The sequence below is a fragment of the Methylophilus glucosoxydans genome (assembly GCF_042676145.1).
GTDB classification, from domain to species: Bacteria; Pseudomonadota; Gammaproteobacteria; order Burkholderiales; family Methylophilaceae; genus Methylophilus; species Methylophilus glucosoxydans.
Map to the genome: position 1 here is coordinate 1,863,724 of NZ_JBHTJW010000002.1, position 22,900 is coordinate 1,886,623.

Below are 22,900 nucleotides of genomic sequence, written 5' to 3' on the forward strand. Positions count from 1 at the left end.
TATTCCGCGATTAGCTATTTTTGCTTATTGCACTCAATTGTTGTGTCAACGCACTGCTCTGGGTTTGCATGCTGCTGAGTAATGCGTCCAGTTTTGCGTACTGGGCACGATAACTTGCTTCAAGACTTGGCAGCTTGGCGCTCAAGTCATCGGCTTTTTTATTCAATGATTTAATAGACGACTGCAAACCGTCTGTCCTGGTGGCCAACGCAGCATCGGAGTCCAGCCAGCTATCAAGCATGCTACTAAACTCCCCGATTAGGCCGCGGTTGAAAGTCACCGTGCCACGGTCTCCAGTCGCCGCGCCTAAAATACTGAGTTTCAAACCTGCACTATTCTGACCAAACGCGCCGGTCAGGGTATTACCACTGCCAATCGCATTCACACCATTCAGGGTACCAGCCACATCTTGTGAGCTGCTCCCCGCTTGTGAGATATTGACGGCATAGGTGCCAGAAACTGTTTTATCCCCACTGCTGACAAAGCTGACCAATGGATCGGTACTGCTTGCCGAAGGTGAAAAAATTTTCGCCACATCGGAAGGGCTATTCGCCATCGCTTTCTGAAACTTGGTATCGTCCAGCGTCATGACTCCGCCATCGCCCACGGTGACGCCAATATCACTCAAGGTACGGTAGGTACTGGCCGTAGGAGAGATGCGGGACATCATTAATCCGAGTTTCACTGACACGTCACGTGCCACCGAGTCACCCAGCAAAGGGCCATTGGCAGAAGATCCGCCATCAACGAACTTTGTGAGGCTACGCAGACTGGTATTCAGTTTATTGTAGGCATCGACAAAGCTCTGTACAGAACTTTTAATCGCGCTATTGTCCGTCGCAATCGTCATTGCATTAGGCGTGCTGGTGACCGCCTTCAGGTTTAAGGTCACGCCCTCAATCACATCAGTAATGGTGTTACTCGCCTTACTGATGCTCAACCCATCAACAGTCAATAACGCATTTTGAGCAGCCTGAAGCTCACTTAAGTTTTTACCACTGCCACTGGAGGCGGTCGGGTCATAAGCAAAGGTGGACAAGCCGCTACCGTCGGTATTGTTGCCATCGTTATCCGTGACATCAATCTTCAGACTATTGGCTGCACCAGTGTCCATGGAAGTGATCACCAGGCGGTTACCAGTACCGTCATTGACAATAGAAGCCGTGACAGAAGCATTTTGTGCGTTAATGGCATCACGGATACCGGACAGGGTATTGTTGCTACTGTCGATATTGACCGTAATCGCATTTTTGCTGCTATTCGCAGTAAAAGAAGCTGCCGTACTACCGTTGGCTGGGGTATAAGTACCAAAGGAAATCTTCAGGCTCCCGGTACCAAAAGTGGTACTGGCATCGCTATAAGCAGACGTGGTAATACGTTGTGAAGTCGCCAGCTGGCTCACCGAAATGCTGTGGTTGCCATTGGTAGCGCTACCATTTGCAGTCGCGCTGATACTGTTTGAATCGGTGAGCGTCACGGATTGCGCATTAAACTTGCCGGCACTAGACAGACCATCCAAAGCTGTTTGGAAGGTACTCAATCCACTTTTCAACGTACCGTACGCAGAGAGTTTGGCATTGTAAGTAGAGACTTGCGTCTTGATCTGGGTAATCGGCTGCTGGGCAGACGTCATCATGGCACTGACAAGAGAGTCAATAGGTAACCCTGATGAGCCCGTTGAGCTTACAATTGATGCCATAATCTAGTCTCCAAATACAATCACAATTCATCACACCGTTTGACGAATGACTAGGCCTCTTAATTTGTCCAGCGTCTTGCTAATGGCCAGCACCTCCTCATTTGGGATTTGCCTGAGCACCTTCTGTGTCTCGGTGTCGACCACTTTCACGACGATACGGTCTGTGTCATCATCAATCGAAAACTGTATGGTTTGCAGCGCAGGCGCCACATAGTCATTCAGTTTTTTTACCGCCCCGGTCAAAGTGGCTTTATCCATCGCTTCGACAGGTTTTTGCTCGCCGCTGGCTTCTGCATACTTCACCAGCTTCAAGCTATTTACTGCAGGCACACCTGTTAATGTGCGGTTACCGCCAACACCATCCATAGATTGAGTCATGATGCTGCTCCTCTGCTTAGCCTAAAATCCACAGAGGGATGCCTCTGTGGATATGATTCAAGTGTCTGAACAATTAACCTCTCAGCAAGCTCATGACACTGTTAGGCAACTGGTTGGCTTGGGCCAGCATTGCTGTGCCTGCTTGTTGCAGAATCTGGTTACGGGTCATCTTCGCAGTTTCTGACGCGAAGTCTGCATCCGTAATCCGGGATTTCGCTGCAGAAATGTTTTCCACGTTCACTTGCAGGCTGCTCACAACGGCTTCAAAACGGTTTTGGTAGGCACCCAGGCTGGCACGTGAAGTGTTCACCGCATCCAGTTGCGCATCAATCGCGGTAATCGCTGCAGTCGCATCTGAAACAGTGGACACGTTGCCGCTAATAGATGCCGCAGTCACTGCGCTCACCTGCAAGGTATCTGCAGAACCAGAACCAATCTGGAAGGTGTAGCCTGAACCGCCAAATACATTCAAACCGTTAAACTGGGTAGATGTACTCAAGCGGGATAATTCTGAAGTCAGCTGTGTAAACTCTGTGTTCAGGTTGGCACGGTCACCAGAACCATAGCTGCCGTTGGCTGCCTGCACGGCCAGTTCACGCATACGTTGCAGGGCGTCTGTCGCTTTGGACAAACCACCTTCTGTCACTTGCAGGTAAGAAATCGCGTCGTTTGAGTTACGAATCGCAACATCACTACCACGAATTTGGGAGTCCATGCGAGTGGCAATCGCCATCCCCGCTGCATCATCTTTAGCGCTATTGATACGCAAGCCGGAAGACAAACGCTGAATCGATTGATTCAAGCCTGTTTGTGAAGCATTCAGGTTACGCTGTGCATTCAGAGATGCAATATTGGTATTAATTACAGAAGCCATGTTAAATCTCCTTTAGAGTCGTATATCCAATGAGTGTCAAATGGGCATGTCATATCAACGTTGATTCACTTGCGACTACGTGTTTGCTATTCAGCGTTGTTATTACTTTTATCGACCTCGCCAGAAATTTCTTTAATGCTGCACTTTAAATTTCTGTTGGGTAGATCATGCACTTGAAACTATTTACGACTCCTCTCGGAAAAACTTTAATATCAAATCATTCATGGCAAATTCAAGCCGTGCAACATGGCTACCATGCCGGTGTCAGCATGGTCATCGCGTTAGCACAACTTGGTCTATTCTTGCGAAAAATCCCGTGTAATTTCCTTCAGTCCTGCAGTCTCCATGAACTCATTTTGTGCCCGCTGCACTCAAGTGAGTTAGCGGTACACCAACATGCCTACTTTACCGTAACCAAGCCAGCATAATTTGGCTAAACAACGACGTTTTTACCTGCTTATCTTCAAAGTCGCACAGGCGCTCACTGAGAGATGGAGTACGTTGAAATCAGAGGTGAAAATAAAGGTATTCTTTTTATTTTCAGAAGCTTATCGAATTGACTGTCGTATTGTGGTTCATGAAATGAAGAAGGAAAACGAAGGCAAGTCGCCTGTCGATCATCGCCATGATGCATCCGCAGGACAAGCCTGCAATGCGCATGTTGCGACACGCTAGGGCAAGGGATTATGCTGTTGAGTTAGACAGGCAACCGCAGGATGCGGAGCCAGGTACTGACTGACAATGCTGGTGGCTAAAAAAAGAAAAGCGAGCACTTGTCTAAACAAATGCTCGCCATGGTTTGAAAGCCTCGAGAAAACTTAGCCTCTGAGCAAGCTCATGACACTGTTAGGCAACTGGTTGGCTTGGGCCAGCATTGCTGTGCCTGCTTGTTGCAGAATCTGGTTACGGGTCATCTTCGCAGTTTCTGACGCGAAGTCTGCATCCGTAATCCGGGATTTCGCTGCAGAAATATTTTCCACGTTCACTTGCAGGCTGCTCACAACGGCATCAAAACGGTTTTGGTAGGCACCCAAGCTGGCACGTGAAGTGTTCACCGCATCCAGTTGCGCATCAATCGCAGTAATCGCTGCGGTCGCATCTGAAACGGTGGCAACACTGCCAGTCACAGAAGCCGCAGTCACTGCACTCACTTGCAAGGTGTCTGCAGAGCCAGAACCAATCTGGAAGGTGTAACCTGAACCGCCAAATACATTCAAACCGTTAAACTGGGTAGATGTACTCAAGCGGGTTAATTCTGAAGTCAGTTGTGTAAACTCTGTGTTCAGGTTAGTACGGTCGCCAGAACCATAGCTGCCGTTGGCTGCCTGCACGGCCAGTTCACGCATACGTTGCAAGGCGTCTGTCGCTTTGGACAAACCACCTTCTGTCACTTGCAGGTAAGAAATCGCGTCGTTTGAGTTACGAATCGCAACTTCATTGCCACGAATTTGGGAGTCCATGCGAGTGGCAATCGCCATGCCCGCTGCATCATCTTTGGCGCTATTGATACGCAAGCCAGAAGATAAACGCTGAATCGATTGATTCAAGCCTGTTTGTGAAGCATTGAGGTTACGCTGTGCATTCAGGGATGCAATGTTGGTATTAATTACAGAAGCCATGTTTTAGTCTCCTTCAGAGTCCTATGTGTAGTTAGTGTCAAATCGGCATGTCATATCAACGTTGATCCACTTTTTGACTTCGTGTTTGCTATTCAGCGTTGTTATTACTTTTATCGACTTCGCCAGAAATTTCTTTAATCATGCACTTTAAATTTCTGTTGGGAAGATCATGCACTTGACACTCTTTACGACCCTACTCGGAAAAACTTTAAACGAGGCGATGCGTGAGACAGTCTCACTGCGCTCCGAAAAACTGCTGTACCAGCTCAATCACCTGGTCAACAGCCGTGACTGAGAGTTGCGGGCCCATGGGCAAACTCAGCACTTGATTGGCATAACGCTCGGCACACGGAAAATCACCTGCTTGCCAACCGAGCGACTGATAAGCCTGTTGCAAATGTGGCGGGACGGGATAATGAATCAGGGTTTGCACCCCATGCGCCTGCAACCAGGTTTGCAAGGCATCGCGTTGTGGCGTTGCGATCACAAACAAATGCCAGATAGTATTGGCCCAGGCTGGAGAAACCGGCAATTGCAAAGGCAAGCCTTGCAAACCCTCAAGATAGCGCTGCGCCAATGCCTGCCTGCGTGTATTCCACTCATCCAGCGCAGCCAGCTTGACTGACAGCACGGCGGCTTGCAAGGGATCCAGGCGACTATTCACGCCAGGCTCCAGATTGTAATATTTGACGGCTGAGCCATAATTGCCAAGCGCGCATATACGTTGGGCGAGATGCTCATGCCTTGTGGTGACTGCCCCACCATCGCCCAAAGCCCCCAAATTCTTGCCCGGGTAAAAGCTCCATGCGACCGCATCCCCATGCGTACCTATCCGTTTACCCCTGACGGCAGCGCCATGCGCTTGCGCAGCATCCTCCAACACCAGCAAGCCATGCTGTTTGGCTAATGCACAAATGGCTTCCATGTCTGCCGGGATACCATATAAATGCACCGGCAAAATAACTTTGGTTTTAGCTGTGATTTTTGCCTGAATGGCGGCAACATCAATATTGAACTGCCCCTCAGTAGGCTCGACAGGGACCACAGTGGCACCGACCGCGCTCACCGCCAACCAGGTCGCAATATAAGTATGGGAGGGGACAATCACCTCATCCCCCACCCCCACATCCATAGCGCGCAAGGCCAAGGTCAGTGCATCGAGGCCATTGCCCACGCCGACACAATATGGTGCACCAGTATAGGCGGCAAACTGGGCTTCAAAGGCCTCCACTTCTTCGCCACCGATATACCAGCCAGAACGGGTAGCCCTTAACAGGGCAGTCTCAAGGTCAGGCGACAATTCGTCATAAGCGGCTTTGAGATCAAGGAAAGGAATCATGTTTGGCATCCAATTATCAACATCCCAGCAACAGGGATCGCGCGTGTTACCGCAAAGATTGCGTTAACTATATCGCATCTGGAAACTTTAAATTGAAAAAAACAAAACCGGTTTTACCGGCCTATCCTGAACGATAGAGAACTGGTGTGTTGATGAGATGATCCAGAAATGAAGAGGTCGTGAGCTTTTGCCTAGACAAAAGCCCACGACCTGTAAACATATACACCAAGAAAGCTGCTGAAAGACTACCCTTTAATCAGTGACATGACGCTGTTAGGCAACTGGTTGGCCTGGGCCAGCATCGCCGTGCCAGCTTGTTGCAGAATCTGGTTACGGGTCATCTTCGCAGTTTCTGACGCAAAGTCTGCATCCATAATCCGGGATTTCGCCGCGGACACATTTTCGATATTCACTTGCAAGCTGCTGATTACCGCTTCAAAGCGGTTCTGGTACGCACCCAGACTCGCACGTGACGTATTCACTGAATCCAGTTGCGCATCAATGGCTGTAATCGCAGCCGTTGCTGCTGAGGCGGTTTGCACATTACCAGTGATGGAAGCTGCGGTCACGGAACTGACTTGCAAAGTATCCGCAGAGCCAGAACCAATCTGGAAGGTATAGCCTGGACCGCCAAATACGTTCAAACCGTTAAACTGGGTGGAGGTGCTCAAGCGGGTTAGCTCCGCAGTCAACTGCGTAAATTCCGTGTCCAGATTGGCACGATCACCGCTACCGTAGCTGCCGTTGGCTGCCTGCACCGCCAACTCACGCATACGCTGCAGCACATCAGTCGCTTTCGACAAACCACCTTCGGTCACTTGCAGGTAGGAAATTGCATCATTGGAGTTGCGAATTGCCACATCATTGCCACGGACTTGAGAGTCCATGCGTGTTGCAATCGCCAACCCGGCCGCATCATCTTTGGCACTGTTAACGCGCAGCCCTGAAGACAAACGCTGTATGGATTGATTCAAACCAGCTTGAGATGCATTTAAATTGCGCTGGGCATTTAATGATGAAATATTGGTATTAATGACTGCAGCCATGTTAAGCCTCCTTAATGTACAAAAATATCGAGCTTCATGTTAAGTATTCATGCCACACTCAAGCTCTTCAAATCTGTTTTAAATTAATCTGATTTCGCACGTTATTACTCAAGTTAAGCAAATGCTGACCGTAATAGTAAGAACGTTGCGTCAAGTTAAGAATCACTTTATCGCAGCCCCGCATATTTGATTTCATTGAATAGAACGTGGTTTTGCCACTATTTCTAGAGATATCCCTGCGCGCTGATTCATGCGCTAAAACGCTAAGACCTTGTCGCACTGCGCCACCACCCAAGGTCGGTACTGCATCTACAAAAATTAGCGCATAAATACATGCGTATTCGCCTTAATAAATTGCTTGTGCGTCCGATATAAATACATAACACGCTCAATGAATGCGAAGGGGGATTTTCATGCAATCGTTTCTGGATTTGAATCAACTGACCAAAGGAATGCAACATTTTGAGGATGCAAAGCCCTTTCGTCATGCCGTGATCGATAACTTCCTGAATCCTGACCTGGTGAAAAAGGTTGCACGTGAATTTCCCGAGTATGACTCTTCGCGCTGGTTTTGCTACCAAAACCAGATTGAAGATAAAAAGGCCTTAAATGACTGGAATGCCTTCCCTGCTCTGACCTATGCCCTGTTTCAAACTCTGAACTCAGCACCCGTGATAGACAAACTGTCCGAAATTGTCGGCACCCAGTTGTATGCTGATAACGGGTTGCATGGTGGCGGCTGGCATATTCACGGCACCGGAGGCAACCTGAATCCGCACCTGGATTACTCCATTCACCCCAAACTGGGCTTGCAACGCAAAATCAACATCATTATCTACGTCTCTGAACAACTGAAGGCTTACCATGGCGGCCATTTGGGTTTGTGGAGTCACGACGCTGAACAAAACCAGCCAGGTGAACTGATCAAAGAAGTCTGCCCCAAATTTAACCGGGCCGTGATTTTTGATACCACCCAGAACTCCTGGCATGGCATGAGCCGCCCCCTGACGCAGCCTTATGGTATCTATCGCAAGAGCCTGGCCGTCTATTACCTGTGCGAACCCCCTGTCGATGCTGACCCTAGAGGCAGAGCTTTATTTGCCCCTAGAGAAGAGCAGAAGGAAAATGCAGAGATTGCTGAGCTGATTAGAATGCGCGCCAATGTATCGACCTCTGGCCAGGTCTACCGCCAAAACAAAAAGCCGGTCAAACAACCAGCACAACCTGTCACGACTGCAACCACTGTGAGCCACTCGGGCACATAGTGATTCACGTATAAAAAACAAAGGCGCATCAGATCAATGATGCGCCTTTTTATATGCCCACTTCAAAAACGGGATAAAACGGTGATCTCAAGCAGCCCAGCGCGCGCGCATAAACTCATCATAACGCCGGAAATAATCAGTTTCGTCATATTTTTCTGAGGCCAGGCACATTAATACTGAACCTGAAGAAAAATTATCAATTTCACGCCAAATCATAGGACAGATATACAAGCCATAATAAGAACGGGCTAAATGAAATTTTTTCTTATCCTTGCCATCATCCAGGGTGATATCAAAACTACCAGACATGGCGACAATAAACTGATGCAGATTCTTGTGCGCATGCCCGCCGCGCTCGGCCCCGCCCGGCACATCATACACATGGTAGACGCGCTGAATCGCGAATGGGATTTGATTATCACTTTCAATAAATGTGAGGTTGCCATGCGGGTCATGGATTTTAGGCAACTCAATAATTCTGCAATGTTCTAGTGGCATACACACACCTGCTCTATCTCGTAACTCAACCCACTATACGATAGGCATGCACGAATTAATTCAACTAATAAAGCCTGGAAAAGGCAGCATTTATCATCAGTAAGGTGACAGGCTCGCCTCACAGCCAAATAAGGCATATCAAATTGCTCGCCACCAGAATCTGTGGCGAGTCAGTGACTTGAGATTCAGGCAGGCAGTGTTTCCTTGACTGTTTCAACTTCTGCGTCCAGGCGGGTTTCTGCATAGTACAACCCTTGAATCACCTGATCGTTAAGTGAGGTGGCAAAAAAGCCGCTCGACATTGCGAGTAAAGCAATCTCAGGATGCAGTGCTGCCACGGTTTGCTGATCTTGCTCCCAAGCATCCCGTGCCGCCTGATCTGGTACCAAAAATCCACCCGGGATACGTTTGATGGCAGCAATCAGAGGTTGGGCATCTGCCGCAATCATGTTCATGGCCGCCAGTTCGGCCAGTAATTTCTCAACGATGAATGCGTCCGAATCATTCTCACCGTACAACTGTTTGAAATAATTCTGGTTAAACTCAACCACAATATTCATATCTTCGTCTTGTTGATCAGCACATGCCGTCTGATTTGTAATCCGATAAGCGCATTTATCCATATCCAGAACATGCAAAATCGTATACACATCACGGATGTCCGCTTTTTTAATGCGCAGAAATAGCACTGCAATCGGCGATTTAATCTCTTGCACCATGGTAGGCTGTTTCCCCAGTGCCTTGAGCAACGCTGCTGGCGCACCGGTCCAGACCAAATGGCCACCTTCAATAGGACCACTCACGGCCCCCTCACCCAACTGTAACCGCCATCCACCGTCATTTTTTTCTACCGTTTGTATCGCTTGTTGTACATAGGTGATATTGGGATGACTGAGTACTTGTTGTTTGACTTGACGGCAGATGCCACCGACCGCCCCTTGCTTGGGATAGTGAAATACGGTGGGTTGCAGGGGCACCGCTTTTCCCTGAAAACTAGCCAGCAATGTCTCGGGGTAGAAGAGTGGTAACCAGGCGACACGATGATAACGTGCCAGCATTTTGTCGGCTGTCACGCCTTGTGCCTTCATCAGGTAAGGAGCAATGATATGGTCATGCATGGCTTTACCATGATTGGCAAGGGAAGCGGTCAGGTAATCCAGCGTATGGTAACGGGCACCATTGGATTTTTCGCGCGCATGAATCTCTGCAGCAGGTAATTGCTGCAACTCTTGAATACTTTGCTGGGCAAAAGGCAATTGACTAAAGGTATGGTAGCTATTACTCAATACCACATCATCGTAAGCCTTGTTCTGCAACCACATTTTTGGCATGTCAAACTGATGTAATGGCGCATACTGCAGGGCCCAGGCATGCACGATATTCATAAAGCGGCCCACATCATTACGTAGCTTGGGGTTATAGCTGGCTAAGGTACTGTTTTGCGAAAGATAGCCATCCAGCTCAAACTTGACTAAACCCGCATCAAACATCACGCCATCAATCTCCAGTCCGGCAAAGTAACCGCCCAATGGTCCACCAGGATTGACCAAGGTCACCTTTTTGCCTTGGCGCGCCAACTCTAATGCCGCGACCATTCCAGCTAAAGCATTCCCTACAATCACCGTTGTTTTAGTATCCATTTTCAGTCCTCAAGTTTGAGATTGACATAAATTTCAGAGCCGTTTTCAGGAAAATGCCGCGCCAATTGCCACAAGCCATCCAGCATTTCCTGCGTCAGCAAGCCTTGTTGCATCAGGGTCATCATTTGGTGATGGGTAAATGGTTTCACCAAAAAAGAACCTGCCTCAAGCACTTGTAATCCTAGTTCTTTCGCCAATACTTTTAATTGTTTTAAATCAAAAATACGTGGCTGATTAAATGATTTTTGCAGTGCAGACTGGGCATAGACGCTATCCATCAACCCCATCTCCACAGCTAGCAGGCGGTGCATAGACAACGCATTCGGCACATTGATATGAATCACTGTATTTTGACCTGCCAATGCTTTGGCACTAGCCAATAATGCCTTCGCATCTGGCACCTCATGCAACAGGCTGCTCAGCAGGATCAAATCATATGCCGGGTCAGGTTTGCCCAGATGGCTGCTTTCAAGAAACGCCTCGATCACCTGTGCACCTGCTAATTGGGCAGTATCTTTTCTGGCTTTTTCTGCAAACTGCGGGCCAGGCTCAACGACGGTCAGGCTTTCAAAGCCTTGCCAGTGATTCGCAATCGTATCCCAACCGCAGCCGACCTCCAGCACATGTTTGGGTTGATATTTTTCAAACAACTCTAGCAAGAGTTTTTTACGATAGCGCGCCTGAATCACTTCAAAATCGCTGGCGCTGTACGCTTGCTCATAAGCCGAGATCGCTTGTTTACGTTGGTCATCATGCATCATATACAATCCATTTCCAGCCATTGCAAGGTTGTCGTGCGACCACCAAACATTTCCTTTTGCGCACATAAGCCTTCATTAAAACTTAAGCCATTGTGGCAGGTAGAAATGCCAAAATTAAAATAGGGCTTATCTGCGTAGACTTCGCTGATGAGCGTTTCCAGTAGTAAGTCTACCGCCCCCACCTCTCTTGCCACCTGACTAGGCGCAATGTATTGCGTGTGCGCAACCCGGCCAAAATCGAACATAACGACTCCGGCAATCGGCTGCTCATGTAGATAGGCCATATACAAGCTGATTTCAGGACAGCGGCTGGCTAGCAGCGAGATCTCTTGCAGGCTGTGCGTGGGACTGGTGCCATGTCGCGCTTGCAAATTATCAGTGAGTATCTGCCAACAACTAGCGTAGTCGTCACTTTTTCTAATCGTGACCCCTGCTTTAGCCGCTTTGGACAATGCATGCTTACGACCTTTTGATAAGCGCAAACGTGACTCCTGCATAATGGTGGTTGATACATCCACTCGCATGGTCCTGGCACCTAATCTAAACAAGGCATACAAATCCTCTTCACTGGGCATGCTGTGATAAATATGTGGAATAGGCTTATAAATAAGCTTTTTAATCCCCATGGCCGCCCAGTAATCACGTAACTGCTCAAACAGGGCTTTTACATCTGCCGCCCCCAGACGTGCACTCATGACCAAACCGCCAAAACTCAAACCGCCATGGCTGACGATGGTGTCACCGTCGCGGCTCGCCGGCAACATGGCAAGTACTTGCCCTTCCTTCTCTATCCACAAAGAAGCATCCTGAAAACGGTCAGCGTGATAATCCATGTAGCCTCTTTTGAAAAAGAAGGCCCCATTCCGGCTCTGTGCCAAAAACTGGTCCCATGCCACATGCTGTTGCTGATAAGTCCGAATATCCATACTAGTGACTCATTTTCCCCAATACCTCTTGATAAGCGCTCATGGAACAAGCCTGCTCATAGTAGGTACGTGCCGCTTTTGCATACTTCGAATGATCAGCATTCAATGCTTTTAAACCGGCGATAAACGTCTCCATGTCATGCCAGTAAATCGTCTCAGGGGCATGGCTGCCAACGTTAAGATGACGCGGGCAATCCAGAGCTTTAAACGCCAGTAAAGGATAGCCGGCTCCCTGCGCCTCAATATCCGACTTAGCGCCCATAATAGGGGCAGAGCCAATAAACACATGTGCATCAATCTCGAGCAAGGCTTGCCATAAGGATGGCACGTTGCCCATATAGACAAAACGCGCTACATCCAAGCCTTTTTGCGTTAGGTAGTCCCGCACTTGTTGCAGCACAGGGGCCTGAATCTCACCAAAATGATAATGCTGACCTTCGCCTAGATACAATGCCTGGCAGACCAACTCCTGAAAAGCAATCGCACCCTCGGTTTTAAACTTGGCAAAAGTGCCAGCCGTGACTGTATTCAACTTGCCGGAGGTATAGTCAAAAGTTTTAACCCCTTGGTCAACAGCCGTCGTTGGTAAAAACAATGTTTCGCGATCCAAATCTTCATGACAGTTGATGGCTCGTTGCCCATACAAATCGACATGTTTCAAATGGGGGACGCGGCTCCCTACTGACAAATTGTGATCCGCATGGTGAATAAAGTAGTAATCCGTCTCAAAATTAGGCTGACAAGCCACGACCGCAGCGACATCATCCTGATGCGTCAACAAAAACACATTACGGGCATAGGTATTAATCAGGCTGGCCAAACGTTGGCCTTTGGCCAGCAAGCTTTCTTGTGGCAGGACTAAAACAGGGCACTGTGGCAGCGCGCTTTGAATATTCTTGTAAAACGATTGTGTTGCAAATCTTGCATAAACATCGGTGATCACCAGCATGGGATTCTCAAGCTGATGCAGCATGGTAATAATATCCTTGGTATGTCCGCCAAAGTCATAGACTTCGGTGGCAACAACAATGTTTGCCAGTTTGGCATTGCGTGGTACTACGGCTGGAATACCCAAGTCTATGTTGGCAAGTAACTGATCAAAATATGGTGCAAATATTTTATGACCAGTAAATTCTGGCAGCCACATCAGCTTCAAGACCACTGCACGCACAAAATTAATCAGTTTATCGGTCTCCATCAAAGCTGGAAAGCGTTGTATAAAGGCCTCACAAGCGCTTAAATCCATATTGCCAGAAATCAACGCTCCGCTAGACTGGCCTCTTTGAATATCGGCTACATTGGCTGTCACAATCTCCTGCAGCAGGCCGGTAGCGTCTATCAACCCCTCCATGACCGGACTTTGTTGAACTTGAGGATTGCCAATGAGACCAATCGCGTAATTGACAACTTCCTCATATAGCATGTCATGCATTGCCTCAGAAAAGGCATACTTCTTAGCCTCGCTGATTGCCATAAACACGGTTTTAAAGGCATGTAACTGGGTATAGGCATCAATAATGGTGACCCAGTACTGCTCAATTTGAGGGGCATTCGCAATCGCTGCTTCCAAATATGGTAACGCGGCATCTAATGCCTCTGTTTCTGCGAGCAATCGTCCATAGTCATGATTAGCCCTGGCATGTTTGGGATCAGCTTGTAACACTTGTTGTAACTGTGCTTTGGCAGACTGATAATTACCTTCTGCCTGTAAAGCTTGTGCTTGCGTCAACAAAGCCTCTATTGCCGCATGCGTCATCAAGTTTGACTCTACAAGCGATGCGGTCTCGGTTTCTTTTTGCAAGCGCCAGGCACTATCGGTTTTCTCTAGACACTCCTGATTTAATAGCTGAGCCATTTGTGCAGTCAATGCATGTTTCTGGCCTTGCTTGATCGCCTCATAAGCTGCAGGAAAGTCTTGCGCTAAGATATAAGCATCAATCAGGCTCACCCAATATTGTTCAACCTCAGGCCTGGCCATGACTGCTGCTTCAAACTTGGGTAAGGCGGCTTCAACACCCCGCGTATGCGTTTCAATAAAGCCCAGATTGTGATTGGCCCCGGCATGTTGTGGCTGATTCTTGAGAATATCTTCATATAAAGCCATCGCCTTTTGAAGCTCACCTGCGGCTTGTAATTGCTCGGCCTGCGCATACACTTCCTCAATCGCTTGCTCGAGCTGATTTAACCGATGGCGCTTAATCCGATCAACGATCTTATCTTTCAAAGCAGTGTAGCCCAAACTATCCACATCACAGTGCTGCTTACAGGCCTGTTTTTTTATTTCATCCAATGCCTTGAATTCATCCATGGTCACAAATTCAGCCAATGTCGAATTGACCAGTGGCATTAAACTTGAATCATAAGCTTTGACCCGCCATTGCGGTTGTGTCACCAACATCAAAGAAACAATCCGTTCAAACACAAATGACTTACACGGCAAAAGTTTATGTTCATGGGTAGTATCGGCATTCAAACATTTTGCGAGCAGCGTTTTACCCTCTTCAGCTTCATGAAACAAATCTTCACAAGCTGCCAGCCATGTTCGCCAGAAGCTAGGTTTTGCCACAAAGAAATTAGAATACACAGAGTTTTCGCTGTGCATGATGAGTGTGTCCATCTCGGCTTGAGGCGCAATTTTATTGATCACCAATTCAAAGCAAGGTGCAATGCCTTGATGGGCCAGGATACCTTGATGGAATTGATTCAGGAAAAACGCGGTCTGGTCAAAAAAAGGTGAAAAAAGAATCACGTCTGACTGATCAGCATTGGCCTCGATAAAACGGTAAACCTCTGCAGAACTTAACCCGGTTTTTTCAGAAAACTTTGGCGAGAAGAAGCCATAGAAGGTCTCTTCATCTAGCGCCTCATTTAAAAAGTATTGACGCATAAACCAATACTCACGCCAATCTGGTCGGGGATTGGCCAGGTTATCAAACGGAATAAATCCTTTATCCAACTCGAGGCGACTTTGTTCTGAATAATAGGCCTGGTAAATTTTAACCTTAGCAACGTTGCCTGATTTGACAAATGAAGCAGGCACTTCGCTTGCAGTGGCCATGACTGAAGATCCGGCCGCTTCCATCATGTCTACACATGTCTGGGCCAGTACGTGTGCTTTTGACAGTCCTAAACCATACTGCAACCCTAATTGAATTGCCGCAGCTGCTTTTTGCAATTGCGCGCAAAACATCAAGGCCTCAATGTAGCTGACCCAATATTGCTCATTCCCGGCATCCAGCTGAACAGCCTGTTCAAGTTTGCCAATTGCACCAGCATCCCCTTGTGAGCGCAAAACCAATCCAAACTGGTGATAAGCAGGCGCATAGCGAGGATATTGCTGCAACATAGCCTGATAGTGTCTTAGCACTTGTTCCGGTTGATCTGCCAGCGCATTGGCCTCAGCCATCAGTTGCTCCGGCGTGGCATTCATCTGATTGATAGTGTCCTGGCTCATGCATTGGCCTTTCTTGAAAGTTCATGGATTGCTGTCTGCAGGGTTTGTGGGCTGACATCCGGTGCATTCGTGCAATGCTTGCAGGAGCTTGGCATATCACCTCGCAGCAATGCATGACGGAAGGCACGTATCCCTTCACCGTTCAACCCTTCCTCTTCTTTGCCACTATCAATATTGCCCACCGGATCCATTTCAGTCATGCAGCAAGGGAAGATCGCAGCATCGGCAGCCAGCGTAAAGCGTGTCCAAGGCTGCAAACAAAGCTTGGTGGAAAGTTGCGGATCGGCCTGCACAGCGCCTGTATCAGTGGCTGCAGCATTGATACTTTTCGCCATGGCTTCGATTCTCTCCATCAAATGTGGCTGTATGGTGACGCGAAAGCCCTGCTGCTTATCTGCAATTTCCATGGCATGCTTTAAATGCTCGACAGCTTGCTTGAATGACACCGGATCATCGTTATGCAAAGGACGAATCGCATGTTTGTCAGTAGCTTCACGCTCAAACAAATCTGAAATCGTCACCGACGTGATCGGCAAATTAGACAGCATCGCCATCAATTCAGGCAGGCCGGCAGCCGCTTCATGATATAAAGTAACGTTCACCGTCAGTTTGGGTAACTTGAGACCGTGAAACTGGCAGTAGGTCTGCAAACGGGTAATGTTGTAAATAATCAAACCGAGGTCGGACTTGGCGCGTACCTCACGTGTCAATTGCCGATCAGCGGTATCAATTGAAATCACGATGCCGTCTAGCTGGGCAAAGACCGCCCAATCCTCATCTTCATATTTGGCCGCAAAGTTGCTGTTGACATGGATATAACATGACGGATTACGAGACTTGCCAGCGTGTATCATGCGTGGAAAATCTTCACGCCAATGCGGATGAAAAGTAGACTCGCCGGTTCCTGCCAGCAACAACTCGCTATAAGAAGATTGCTCGATTAAATGAATGACCGCATCCACGGTTGTGGTTGTCATATCCATATTACGCCCAGGAATTTGGTCGTCGCCGGGATTACTCTTGGAGCAATACTTGCAGCGCAAATTACAACGGGAAGTGTACTCAATCATCAATGCCTGAGGATAAGCCTTTAACCAGCTTTCAGGGAAGACTGTCTGATCCGCAAGTGGTTTTGTCTTGTTAAACCACTGAACAGGTTGCGCTAACAGAGGCTGCTGAGGGACAACGGACACTGGCACGTCATCGGTAACAGTCGTCTGCATCTTGCTTTCAGCAAATAGCTGTTGTTGTAATTGCTCGACAGAAACCAGGGCTGAATCAGGCGTATTTTTCTCAGCAAACTGTTGGCTCGCCGCTTGCATGCAATCATTCATCAGCATGGCTGCTGACGCAGCGGTTAACCCATGTTGCTGCCCTTGCTGAATAGCCAAGAGCGCTGCTCGAATGTTGTCTTGCATCATCAATGCATCAATATAGGTGACCCAATATTGCTCTACTTCTGGCTGCAGCATGACTGCTTGCTCCAGTCTTGGCAAAGCGAATGTGACACCGCGGGTATGTGTTTCAATCCATCCCAACTGGAAATTGGCTTCCGCATGTTGGGGTTCTGCCTTAAGCAAGGCAAGATAAAGTTGAGCAGCCTTCGTAATCTCTCCTTCTGCCTGTAATTTCTGGGCGGCAGCCATTAAATCACTACTAGGCGTGACAGGAGAAAGTGTATTTACGGCTTCTACAGTATCAATTTCTTCCACAAGCATCTCTGGCTCCATATGTAGAATGGGTTGAGATAGGTCGGCATCCACCCATCTGCTTTGAATTGAAGCTGGGGCCTGTTGCGCACACCAGCGTTGCCACATCTGGAATAACATCTGGCGTAACGCCTCTGCTTGCAAGCCAGGTTTGGCGAGCAAACTGTTAGAAAAGTGTTCACGCATGTGGGCGCGACACGCTGCCAACTTTGTAAAGTCAGCACACAGGTCCAGGGTCTGCTTGATCAGGCGGTCATGGTCTGAGGCAATAAACTGCATCAACCCCAGATGCTGCATCAATGCCATGGCGCCACGGCTTGCTAAGCGGTCACCGGCAACACATAACGTGGGCACGCCCATCCACAGCGCATGTGCAGTGGTGGTGACGCCGTTGGAGGGGAAGGTATCCAGGCAAATATCGACCTCGTGGTAATAGCCTAAATAGCTTGCCATGTCAGTGCGTGCGTAATAGCGGATGCGGTTAGCGGCAATGCCAGCTTCGGCAAACCAGGTTTGCAAATGCTGCGTGCTTTCGCCCTCTCCCACCCCTCCAATCACCAGGCGGCTGTCAGGCAAGGCTTGCATCAACGCAGCCCATTGTTGCACGGTAGCCTGGGTGATTTTGAGGACCCGGTTAAAGCAAGCAAACGTGACATAGCCGTTGTTCAGTGCAGGCAAGGCATTCACCTCTGGCGCTTGCTCATATGGGATAAAGGTAGCATTCACCGGCAGCTGCACCAGCTTTTCAGTAAACTGGTCATCAAACTGGCCGGCTGGCAACAGATAAGAGTCTGCCAGGTAATAATCCATGCTGCTCAAGCCGGTGGTATTGAGGTAGCCCAGCCAGCTCACCTGAACTGGCGCAGGCTTGCGCGCAAATGCCAGCAAGCGGTTGCCTGCCGTATGGCCGGATAAATCAATCAGGATGTCAATGCCGTCAGCCCGGATTTGCTCGGCCAATGCCTGGTCTGACCAGGATGAGACTTCGTACCATGTTGAAAAATAGCCCTGCATCTGGGTGGTGACATTATCCACCAGCGGTTGATTGGCATAGGCAACCAAGCGCAGAGAGGTTTCTTTTGCCAGCTCACTAAGTAAAGGCAGCATAAAGTGCGCGACCGAATGGGCCCTGAAATCTGCAGAGACCCAGCCGATATTGAGTGGTCTGTGCACGTCACGTGTATTCTGATGTGGTAGCCAGGCTGCTTTGAGTGGTGCTTCGTACAAGTCGGCATAGGCTTGATGTGCTTGCATGAGTGCGGCATTGTCTATGTGTTCTGCGTGGGTCATGCAAAACAGCAAGTTGCTGAAGCAATCGGCATAGTTGGGTTGCAAGGCCAATGCGCATTTAAAGTGCTCGATAGCCGTTTCGACCTGCCCCAGATCTTTGAGGACTGTCCCCAGATTGTTGTAAGCCGCAGCGTAGTCCGACTTGAGGGCAATCGCTTGTTGAAAGGCTGTTGCCGCTCCAGGCAGATCTCCCTTGGCCTTGAGGACGATGCCGTAATAGCAATGTTCTTGTGGATCTTGCGCATTCAATGTCAGGGCCTGTTTGGCCGCAGCGCTGGCATCCTTTTTTTGCAGCATCAAGACATCCGCCAGCATTTTCCAGCCCGCCAGCCACTGCGGATATTGCCCCAAATAGGTGTGCAGGGCCTGTTCCATTTGTCCATATTGTTGCTGCTCAAACGCTGTTAGCAAGGCTTGTTGCTGGGAGGCATCCGGTTGCATGGCTGCGTCTTGCGACGAAGCTTGTGCATGTTGCACGGATTGGCGAGTGAACCTAGGCATCTTTAACGCTTCGGCAAGCTGGTGCACCGCCTCCGCATGCTGCGGCAATGCCATGGCTTGCTCAAAGGTGGCAGCCAAGGTATCGGCACTCGCCGTGGCATGCATGGCCACCAAATAATGTTGCAGATACTCCCACTCAGCCGGCTGTGCAGCATGGGCTTGCGCAAAACAGGCCACGGCCTCTTGCTGATGCCCTTGCGCCCAGGCGATGAGTCCCAGATTAAACCAGGCAGGGGCGGATTGCGGGGCAACCGCCAGAATCTCTTGATATAACTGTGTCGCAGTTTGCAGATCACCCGCTTGCTGATGCTGCAGAGCCAGTGTAAACACTTCTTCAAGCGCCGCGCCAAGTTCAGCCGTCATTGGCGTGCCAACTGCAGCCTCACCCTCGCCCCATTTACGCAGATACATCTGATATTTGTCACGCCAGCGCTGCTTGCCAAAATTGCCCATGCTCTGGTGCGTCAGGCTGATCGGCCAAATACCGAGCTTGAGCCCTGCCTGAGTCGCTGTACGGCAAAAATCCAGGTCATAAAATTCAAAATCAAATTGCGGGTCATGGCGCACGTTGGCTTGCGTCAGCGTGCGTTTGTAGGCGGCCATGAAGACACCATCCATCAAGACGCAATCGCCTTGTTCAGCACCAAAATAAGTGTTGTGCCCAAACGGGTGTTCGCTGTGCGCAACCTTGCCACGCAAGAACGCAGACTGCTCCCAGGTAAAGGCAAGGTCGGTAAATAACCATGCCGGTTGCTTGGGCAACATGCGCGCAGTGCCGGCGACGCCAATCACATCATAGGCCGCCAGGCCATCCATCACAGTTTGCACAAAAGGGTTCTGGTCCAGCCAGATATCGTCATGGGCAAAAATGACCAGCGCATTGTCAGGCGCGATGGCAACGGCCTCATTAAAAACTTCGGATAGACCGCGTGTATTTTCGTAATACACATACGGAACGATTCTGGCATCTTGCTGCATATGCCGCTTGAGCGATACACCGAGTGCAGAAGAAGTCCAGAAGGCCTCTTCACTGGCCCGAGTGGCGCTAATGATCCAGACTGGATCCTCACCGGCATAAGCGTCCTGAATGCGTGTTTTAGCCAACAGCGCGTCGGCAATACCCGTCACCCGCTCGCTCCAGACATTCCACAGCAACTGTTCCATATCGCGTGCAAAACGCTCGCCATCCATCAATGGGGAGCGCATCACTTGCGCACGTAAGCCTGCCCGCAGGTTGGCAAGAGCAGGTAAATCCGCAGCGAATTGAATTGCTTTTTGTACAAAAGCTTTCTTATCTTCGGCAACCCACTCTGGCAAGCCAGCGCTGCTCATCATGCTGGCGCCTTGGCGGGAGATCATGGTCTCGCCCGGCATGGTCAGCGTAGGTACGCCCATCCACAAGGCTTCGCAAGTCGTTGTCCCGCCGTTAAAGGGGAAACTGTCCAGAATCATGTCTACAGCATGATAGTTTTTGAAATAGGCATCTCGCGCTGTGGGACGCATCAAGACACATTGTTCAGGCTGGATACCGGCTTGTTGCAGTCTGGTCAGGGCTTCAGCTTGTATCTGATCATCTTGAAAGGCCTTGCACTGCCAGTAAAGTTTGGCCGCAGGCAGCGCAAGAAACACTTGTGCCCAAACCGCCAATACCTCGTCGCTGACCTTGCTGTATTTTTGAAAGCAGCCAAAGGTCACATAGCCATTTTGCAAGGCTGGCAGCGCATTCACCTGCTCTTCGGACTCAGGGGCAGAGAAACACAAACGGGTATGCGGCAGTTTGACAACGCTTTCGGTAAATTGCCCTTCACTACCCGCAGGCACGCTGACCGGGTCAGCAATCACCGCATCCATGGTGGGCAGGCCTGTGGTGTCCCAGTAGCCCAGCCAGGAGGCCTGCACGGGCGCCGGACGCCAGGCAAATAATGACACGCGGCTATCAGCCGTATAGCCAGAGAGGTCGAGCAAAATATGAATACCATCTTCACGGATCAGGCTGGCAGCACGGGCATCATTCATGCCAGCCAATGAACGCCATTGCGTGCAGTGTTTTTTCAAGACCTGGCTGTAATTGTCCTCACGCCCATCGGCTGAGTAAGCATAGATTTCTGTTTTACCGGCATCAATATGTTTTAACCAATGCTCAAGAAAATAGCCCACCGGATGACTGCGCAAATCTGCAGAGACCAGACCAATGCGCAAACGCTGGTCTTGCGCGTTGACCAACCAGTTTTTGAAAGGTGCAGCCTTGGCCATGAACTGCTCACCACAGGCACGTGCATACTTTAAATGCTCTTTCGGGCTCAGCTCATTGGCAAAACTGTTGGTGTATAACAGGTTACGGTAAGCTTTATCCAAATGGGGTGCGCGTGCGATGAGCTTGACATAAGTCTCCACCGCCAGCTTGACATCGCCCTGCTCCAGATAGGCACTGCCCAGATTGATGTAAGAGTCCAGATACTCAGGATCCAGCGCAATCGCCTTTTCCAGGGCTTGCCGGGCACGCTCCACCTCACCAACCAAACGCAGCGAAACACTGTAGTTACTCCAAAAAGCGGCGCAGTCCGGCTTGAGCTGCAACGCTTTTTCATAATATTCCAGAGATTGTGCATACTCTTGTTTGTAATACAGCAGCAAAGCCATATTGCAATAGGTAAACGGATCTTCGATCCCCAGGCTCATCGCTTGCTTGCAATAACGTTCTGCTTCAGTGAGCAACTGCTGGTTAATCAGGGTAGAGGTAAAGTTATTGAGTTCTTCGATCTCTGGCGCTTTGACCTGCATGATGGCCTTGGCGCAAGCTTCATATTCCAACGGTTGTTGTAACTGTTTATACAGTTGAGCCAGGTCATTGAGCAACTGCCAGCTCTCAGGATTGAGTACCCGGGCTTGCAACCACACTTGCTCGGCTTCCTTAAAACGGTTTTTTTGCCGCAGACACTGTCCGTACTGGTGCAATGCATCAAAATAGGTCGGGTTCAGATCAATGGCGCGCTGAAAATGTACCAGCGCCTCATCCAGGTTACCCAGGACAAACAAGACTTGTGCCATGTTGTAGGCCAGCACGGCATTGTCAGGCTCAATCTCTAGCGCCTGACGATAATATTGCACAGCCTCAAGTGACTTGCCGGATTCATGCAGCAACGCTGCCAGGTCAAACAATACCAGTGCATCGTGCTTGTTAAGCTGCAAAGCGGTACGCAACAGTTTCTCGGCTTCTTTCTGCTGCCCGGCTTCTTTGAGCAAGCTGGCCAGATTGGCATAAGCGCGGGTCATGGATGGATTCAAACGGATCGCCTGACGATAATGCTTGGTGGCCAGGGTCACATCCCCCAGTTGCGCGGCTACGTTCGCGGCATTCAAGAATACCTCTGCATCTTTTTTAAGCAGCTTGACGGCTTGCGCAAGGGCCTCGCCGGCGCCTTGCAGGTCACCGCGCTGTTGCAGTAAACCGCCCAAAATTTTCCAGGCAATCCCCTCTTTTGGAAACTCACTTGTTAACTGCCGGGCAATGCTAAAGCAGGCTTCAGTGGCCCCTTGCTGCCAAAGCTGTGCCAGCTGCTGCAACAGTTGCTGGCGGCCAGGTGCGCTGCCATGTGTTTGGCTATCCTGGGCAAACGGGGTGACAGCAAGCTTGTTCATAACAGAGAGTTCCAAAAATTTTCTCTTATTATTGAAAACTCCTGTGCAAAGGCATCGCTTAAAAAAAGCGGAAAACACCAGCCAGCTTATGTGTTCAGCATGGTGACAGCCCAGACGAAATGCTTGCCAAGCCGCACCAGCTCTGGATTGAGGAGAAAATATCGTTTTATGTCAGAAGCATACCAACACGCGCAACCATTAAAGAAAAGATCAGGGCTGCCGTAAACATGCCCCGCTCATGAGACATGACCGGCAAGAAAAC

The 22,900-nt window shown here is 49.4% G+C and carries 14 protein-coding genes; 2 read left to right on the forward strand and 12 right to left on the reverse strand.

Features of this window, described 5'->3' with window-relative positions:
• Nucleotides 1–10 precede the first annotated feature (10 nt).
• The 3 genes from fliD to ACFQ1T_RS11540 form a co-directional block, all read right to left on the reverse strand.
• On the reverse strand, nucleotides 11–1,699 hold the full coding sequence (gene fliD / locus ACFQ1T_RS11530; RefSeq protein WP_275354919.1) for a flagellar filament capping protein FliD: 1,689 nt from the start codon (nucleotides 1,697–1,699) through the stop codon (nucleotides 11–13).
• A gap of 30 nt (nucleotides 1,700–1,729) precedes the next feature.
• Nucleotides 1,730–2,077: a flagellar protein FlaG gene (locus ACFQ1T_RS11535; RefSeq protein ID WP_194746937.1), complete on the reverse strand. Its 348-nt coding sequence runs from the start codon at nucleotides 2,075–2,077 to the stop codon at nucleotides 1,730–1,732.
• 73 nt (nucleotides 2,078–2,150) lie between these two features.
• Nucleotides 2,151–2,951, reverse strand: coding sequence for a flagellin N-terminal helical domain-containing protein (locus ACFQ1T_RS11540; protein WP_275354917.1), 801 nt, complete (start codon nucleotides 2,949–2,951; stop codon nucleotides 2,151–2,153).
• Nucleotides 2,952–3,380: 429 nt separating this feature from the next.
• On the opposite strand from ACFQ1T_RS11540, the gene ACFQ1T_RS11545 reads away from it, so the two are divergent.
• Nucleotides 3,381–3,626 (forward strand): hypothetical protein, encoded by a 246-nt coding sequence (locus ACFQ1T_RS11545; RefSeq protein ID WP_379076765.1) that lies wholly within the window; start codon nucleotides 3,381–3,383, stop codon nucleotides 3,624–3,626.
• Between the two features lie 143 nt (nucleotides 3,627–3,769).
• Here ACFQ1T_RS11545 and ACFQ1T_RS11550 read toward each other — a convergent pair whose 3' ends face one another.
• The 3 genes from ACFQ1T_RS11550 to ACFQ1T_RS11560 form a co-directional block, all read right to left on the reverse strand.
• The gene (locus tag ACFQ1T_RS11550) at nucleotides 3,770–4,570 is read right to left on the reverse strand and encodes a flagellin N-terminal helical domain-containing protein (protein WP_313988804.1); all 801 of its coding nucleotides are present in this window, start codon (nucleotides 4,568–4,570) and stop codon (nucleotides 3,770–3,772) included.
• A 235-nt stretch (nucleotides 4,571–4,805) separates the two neighbouring features.
• Nucleotides 4,806–5,909, reverse strand: coding sequence for a DegT/DnrJ/EryC1/StrS family aminotransferase (locus ACFQ1T_RS11555; protein WP_379076769.1), 1,104 nt, complete (start codon nucleotides 5,907–5,909; stop codon nucleotides 4,806–4,808).
• 245 nt (nucleotides 5,910–6,154) lie between these two features.
• Complete coding sequence (locus tag ACFQ1T_RS11560) at nucleotides 6,155–6,955, reverse strand: flagellin N-terminal helical domain-containing protein (protein WP_313988799.1); 801 nt, start codon at nucleotides 6,953–6,955, stop codon at nucleotides 6,155–6,157.
• A 413-nt stretch (nucleotides 6,956–7,368) separates the two neighbouring features.
• Between ACFQ1T_RS11560 and ACFQ1T_RS11565 the strand changes: the two genes are divergently transcribed.
• Nucleotides 7,369–8,220, forward strand: coding sequence for a 2OG-Fe(II) oxygenase (locus ACFQ1T_RS11565; protein ID WP_313988796.1), 852 nt, complete (start codon nucleotides 7,369–7,371; stop codon nucleotides 8,218–8,220).
• A gap of 87 nt (nucleotides 8,221–8,307) precedes the next feature.
• Here ACFQ1T_RS11565 and ACFQ1T_RS11570 read toward each other — a convergent pair whose 3' ends face one another.
• The 6 genes from ACFQ1T_RS11570 to ACFQ1T_RS11595 form a co-directional block, all read right to left on the reverse strand.
• The gene (locus ACFQ1T_RS11570; protein WP_275354910.1) at nucleotides 8,308–8,718 is read right to left on the reverse strand and encodes a sugar 3,4-ketoisomerase; all 411 of its coding nucleotides are present in this window, start codon (nucleotides 8,716–8,718) and stop codon (nucleotides 8,308–8,310) included.
• 185 nt (nucleotides 8,719–8,903) lie between these two features.
• Nucleotides 8,904–10,358, reverse strand: coding sequence for an FAD-binding protein (locus ACFQ1T_RS11575; RefSeq protein ID WP_379076773.1), 1,455 nt, complete (start codon nucleotides 10,356–10,358; stop codon nucleotides 8,904–8,906).
• 2 nt (nucleotides 10,359–10,360) lie between these two features.
• Nucleotides 10,361–11,119 (reverse strand): class I SAM-dependent methyltransferase, encoded by a 759-nt coding sequence (locus tag ACFQ1T_RS11580; RefSeq protein ID WP_275354908.1) that lies wholly within the window; start codon nucleotides 11,117–11,119, stop codon nucleotides 10,361–10,363.
• A complete protein-coding gene (locus tag ACFQ1T_RS11585) occupies nucleotides 11,116–12,045 on the reverse strand; it encodes a GNAT family N-acetyltransferase (protein ID WP_379076777.1) in 930 nt (309 codons plus the stop codon). Before ACFQ1T_RS11585 ends, ACFQ1T_RS11580 begins: the two co-directional genes overlap by 4 nt.
• A gap of 1 nt (nucleotide 12,046) precedes the next feature.
• Nucleotides 12,047–15,499: a tetratricopeptide repeat protein gene (locus ACFQ1T_RS11590; RefSeq protein ID WP_379076780.1), complete on the reverse strand. Its 3,453-nt coding sequence runs from the start codon at nucleotides 15,497–15,499 to the stop codon at nucleotides 12,047–12,049.
• Nucleotides 15,496–22,638: an O-linked N-acetylglucosamine transferase family protein gene (locus ACFQ1T_RS11595; RefSeq protein ID WP_379076783.1), complete on the reverse strand. Its 7,143-nt coding sequence runs from the start codon at nucleotides 22,636–22,638 to the stop codon at nucleotides 15,496–15,498. The genes ACFQ1T_RS11590 and ACFQ1T_RS11595 overlap by 4 nt, the downstream gene beginning before the upstream one ends.
• Nucleotides 22,639–22,900 lie beyond the last annotated feature (262 nt).

Excerpts from the sequence above, each read along its gene's own strand:
- fliD (WP_275354919.1), bottom strand. The coding sequence starts at position 1,699 with ATGGCATCAATTGTAAGCTCAACGGGCTCATCAGGGTTACCTATTGAC.
- ACFQ1T_RS11535 (WP_194746937.1), bottom strand. The coding sequence starts at position 2,077 with ATGACTCAATCTATGGATGGTGTTGGCGGTAACCGCACATTAACAGGT.
- ACFQ1T_RS11540 (WP_275354917.1), bottom strand. The coding sequence starts at position 2,951 with ATGGCTTCTGTAATTAATACCAATATTGCATCTCTGAATGCACAGCGT.
- ACFQ1T_RS11550 (WP_313988804.1), bottom strand. The coding sequence starts at position 4,570 with ATGGCTTCTGTAATTAATACCAACATTGCATCCCTGAATGCACAGCGT.
- ACFQ1T_RS11555 (WP_379076769.1), bottom strand. The coding sequence starts at position 5,909 with ATGATTCCTTTCCTTGATCTCAAAGCCGCTTATGACGAATTGTCGCCT.
- ACFQ1T_RS11560 (WP_313988799.1), bottom strand. The coding sequence starts at position 6,955 with ATGGCTGCAGTCATTAATACCAATATTTCATCATTAAATGCCCAGCGC.
- ACFQ1T_RS11565 (WP_313988796.1), top strand. The coding sequence starts at position 7,369 with ATGCAATCGTTTCTGGATTTGAATCAACTGACCAAAGGAATGCAACAT.
- ACFQ1T_RS11570 (WP_275354910.1), bottom strand. The coding sequence starts at position 8,718 with ATGCCACTAGAACATTGCAGAATTATTGAGTTGCCTAAAATCCATGAC.
- ACFQ1T_RS11575 (WP_379076773.1), bottom strand. The coding sequence starts at position 10,358 with ATGGATACTAAAACAACGGTGATTGTAGGGAATGCTTTAGCTGGAATG.
- ACFQ1T_RS11580 (WP_275354908.1), bottom strand. The coding sequence starts at position 11,119 with ATGATGCATGATGACCAACGTAAACAAGCGATCTCGGCTTATGAGCAA.
- ACFQ1T_RS11585 (WP_379076777.1), bottom strand. The coding sequence starts at position 12,045 with ATGGATATTCGGACTTATCAGCAACAGCATGTGGCATGGGACCAGTTT.
- ACFQ1T_RS11590 (WP_379076780.1), bottom strand. The coding sequence starts at position 15,499 with ATGAGCCAGGACACTATCAATCAGATGAATGCCACGCCGGAGCAACTG.
- ACFQ1T_RS11595 (WP_379076783.1), bottom strand. The coding sequence starts at position 22,638 with ATGAACAAGCTTGCTGTCACCCCGTTTGCCCAGGATAGCCAAACACAT.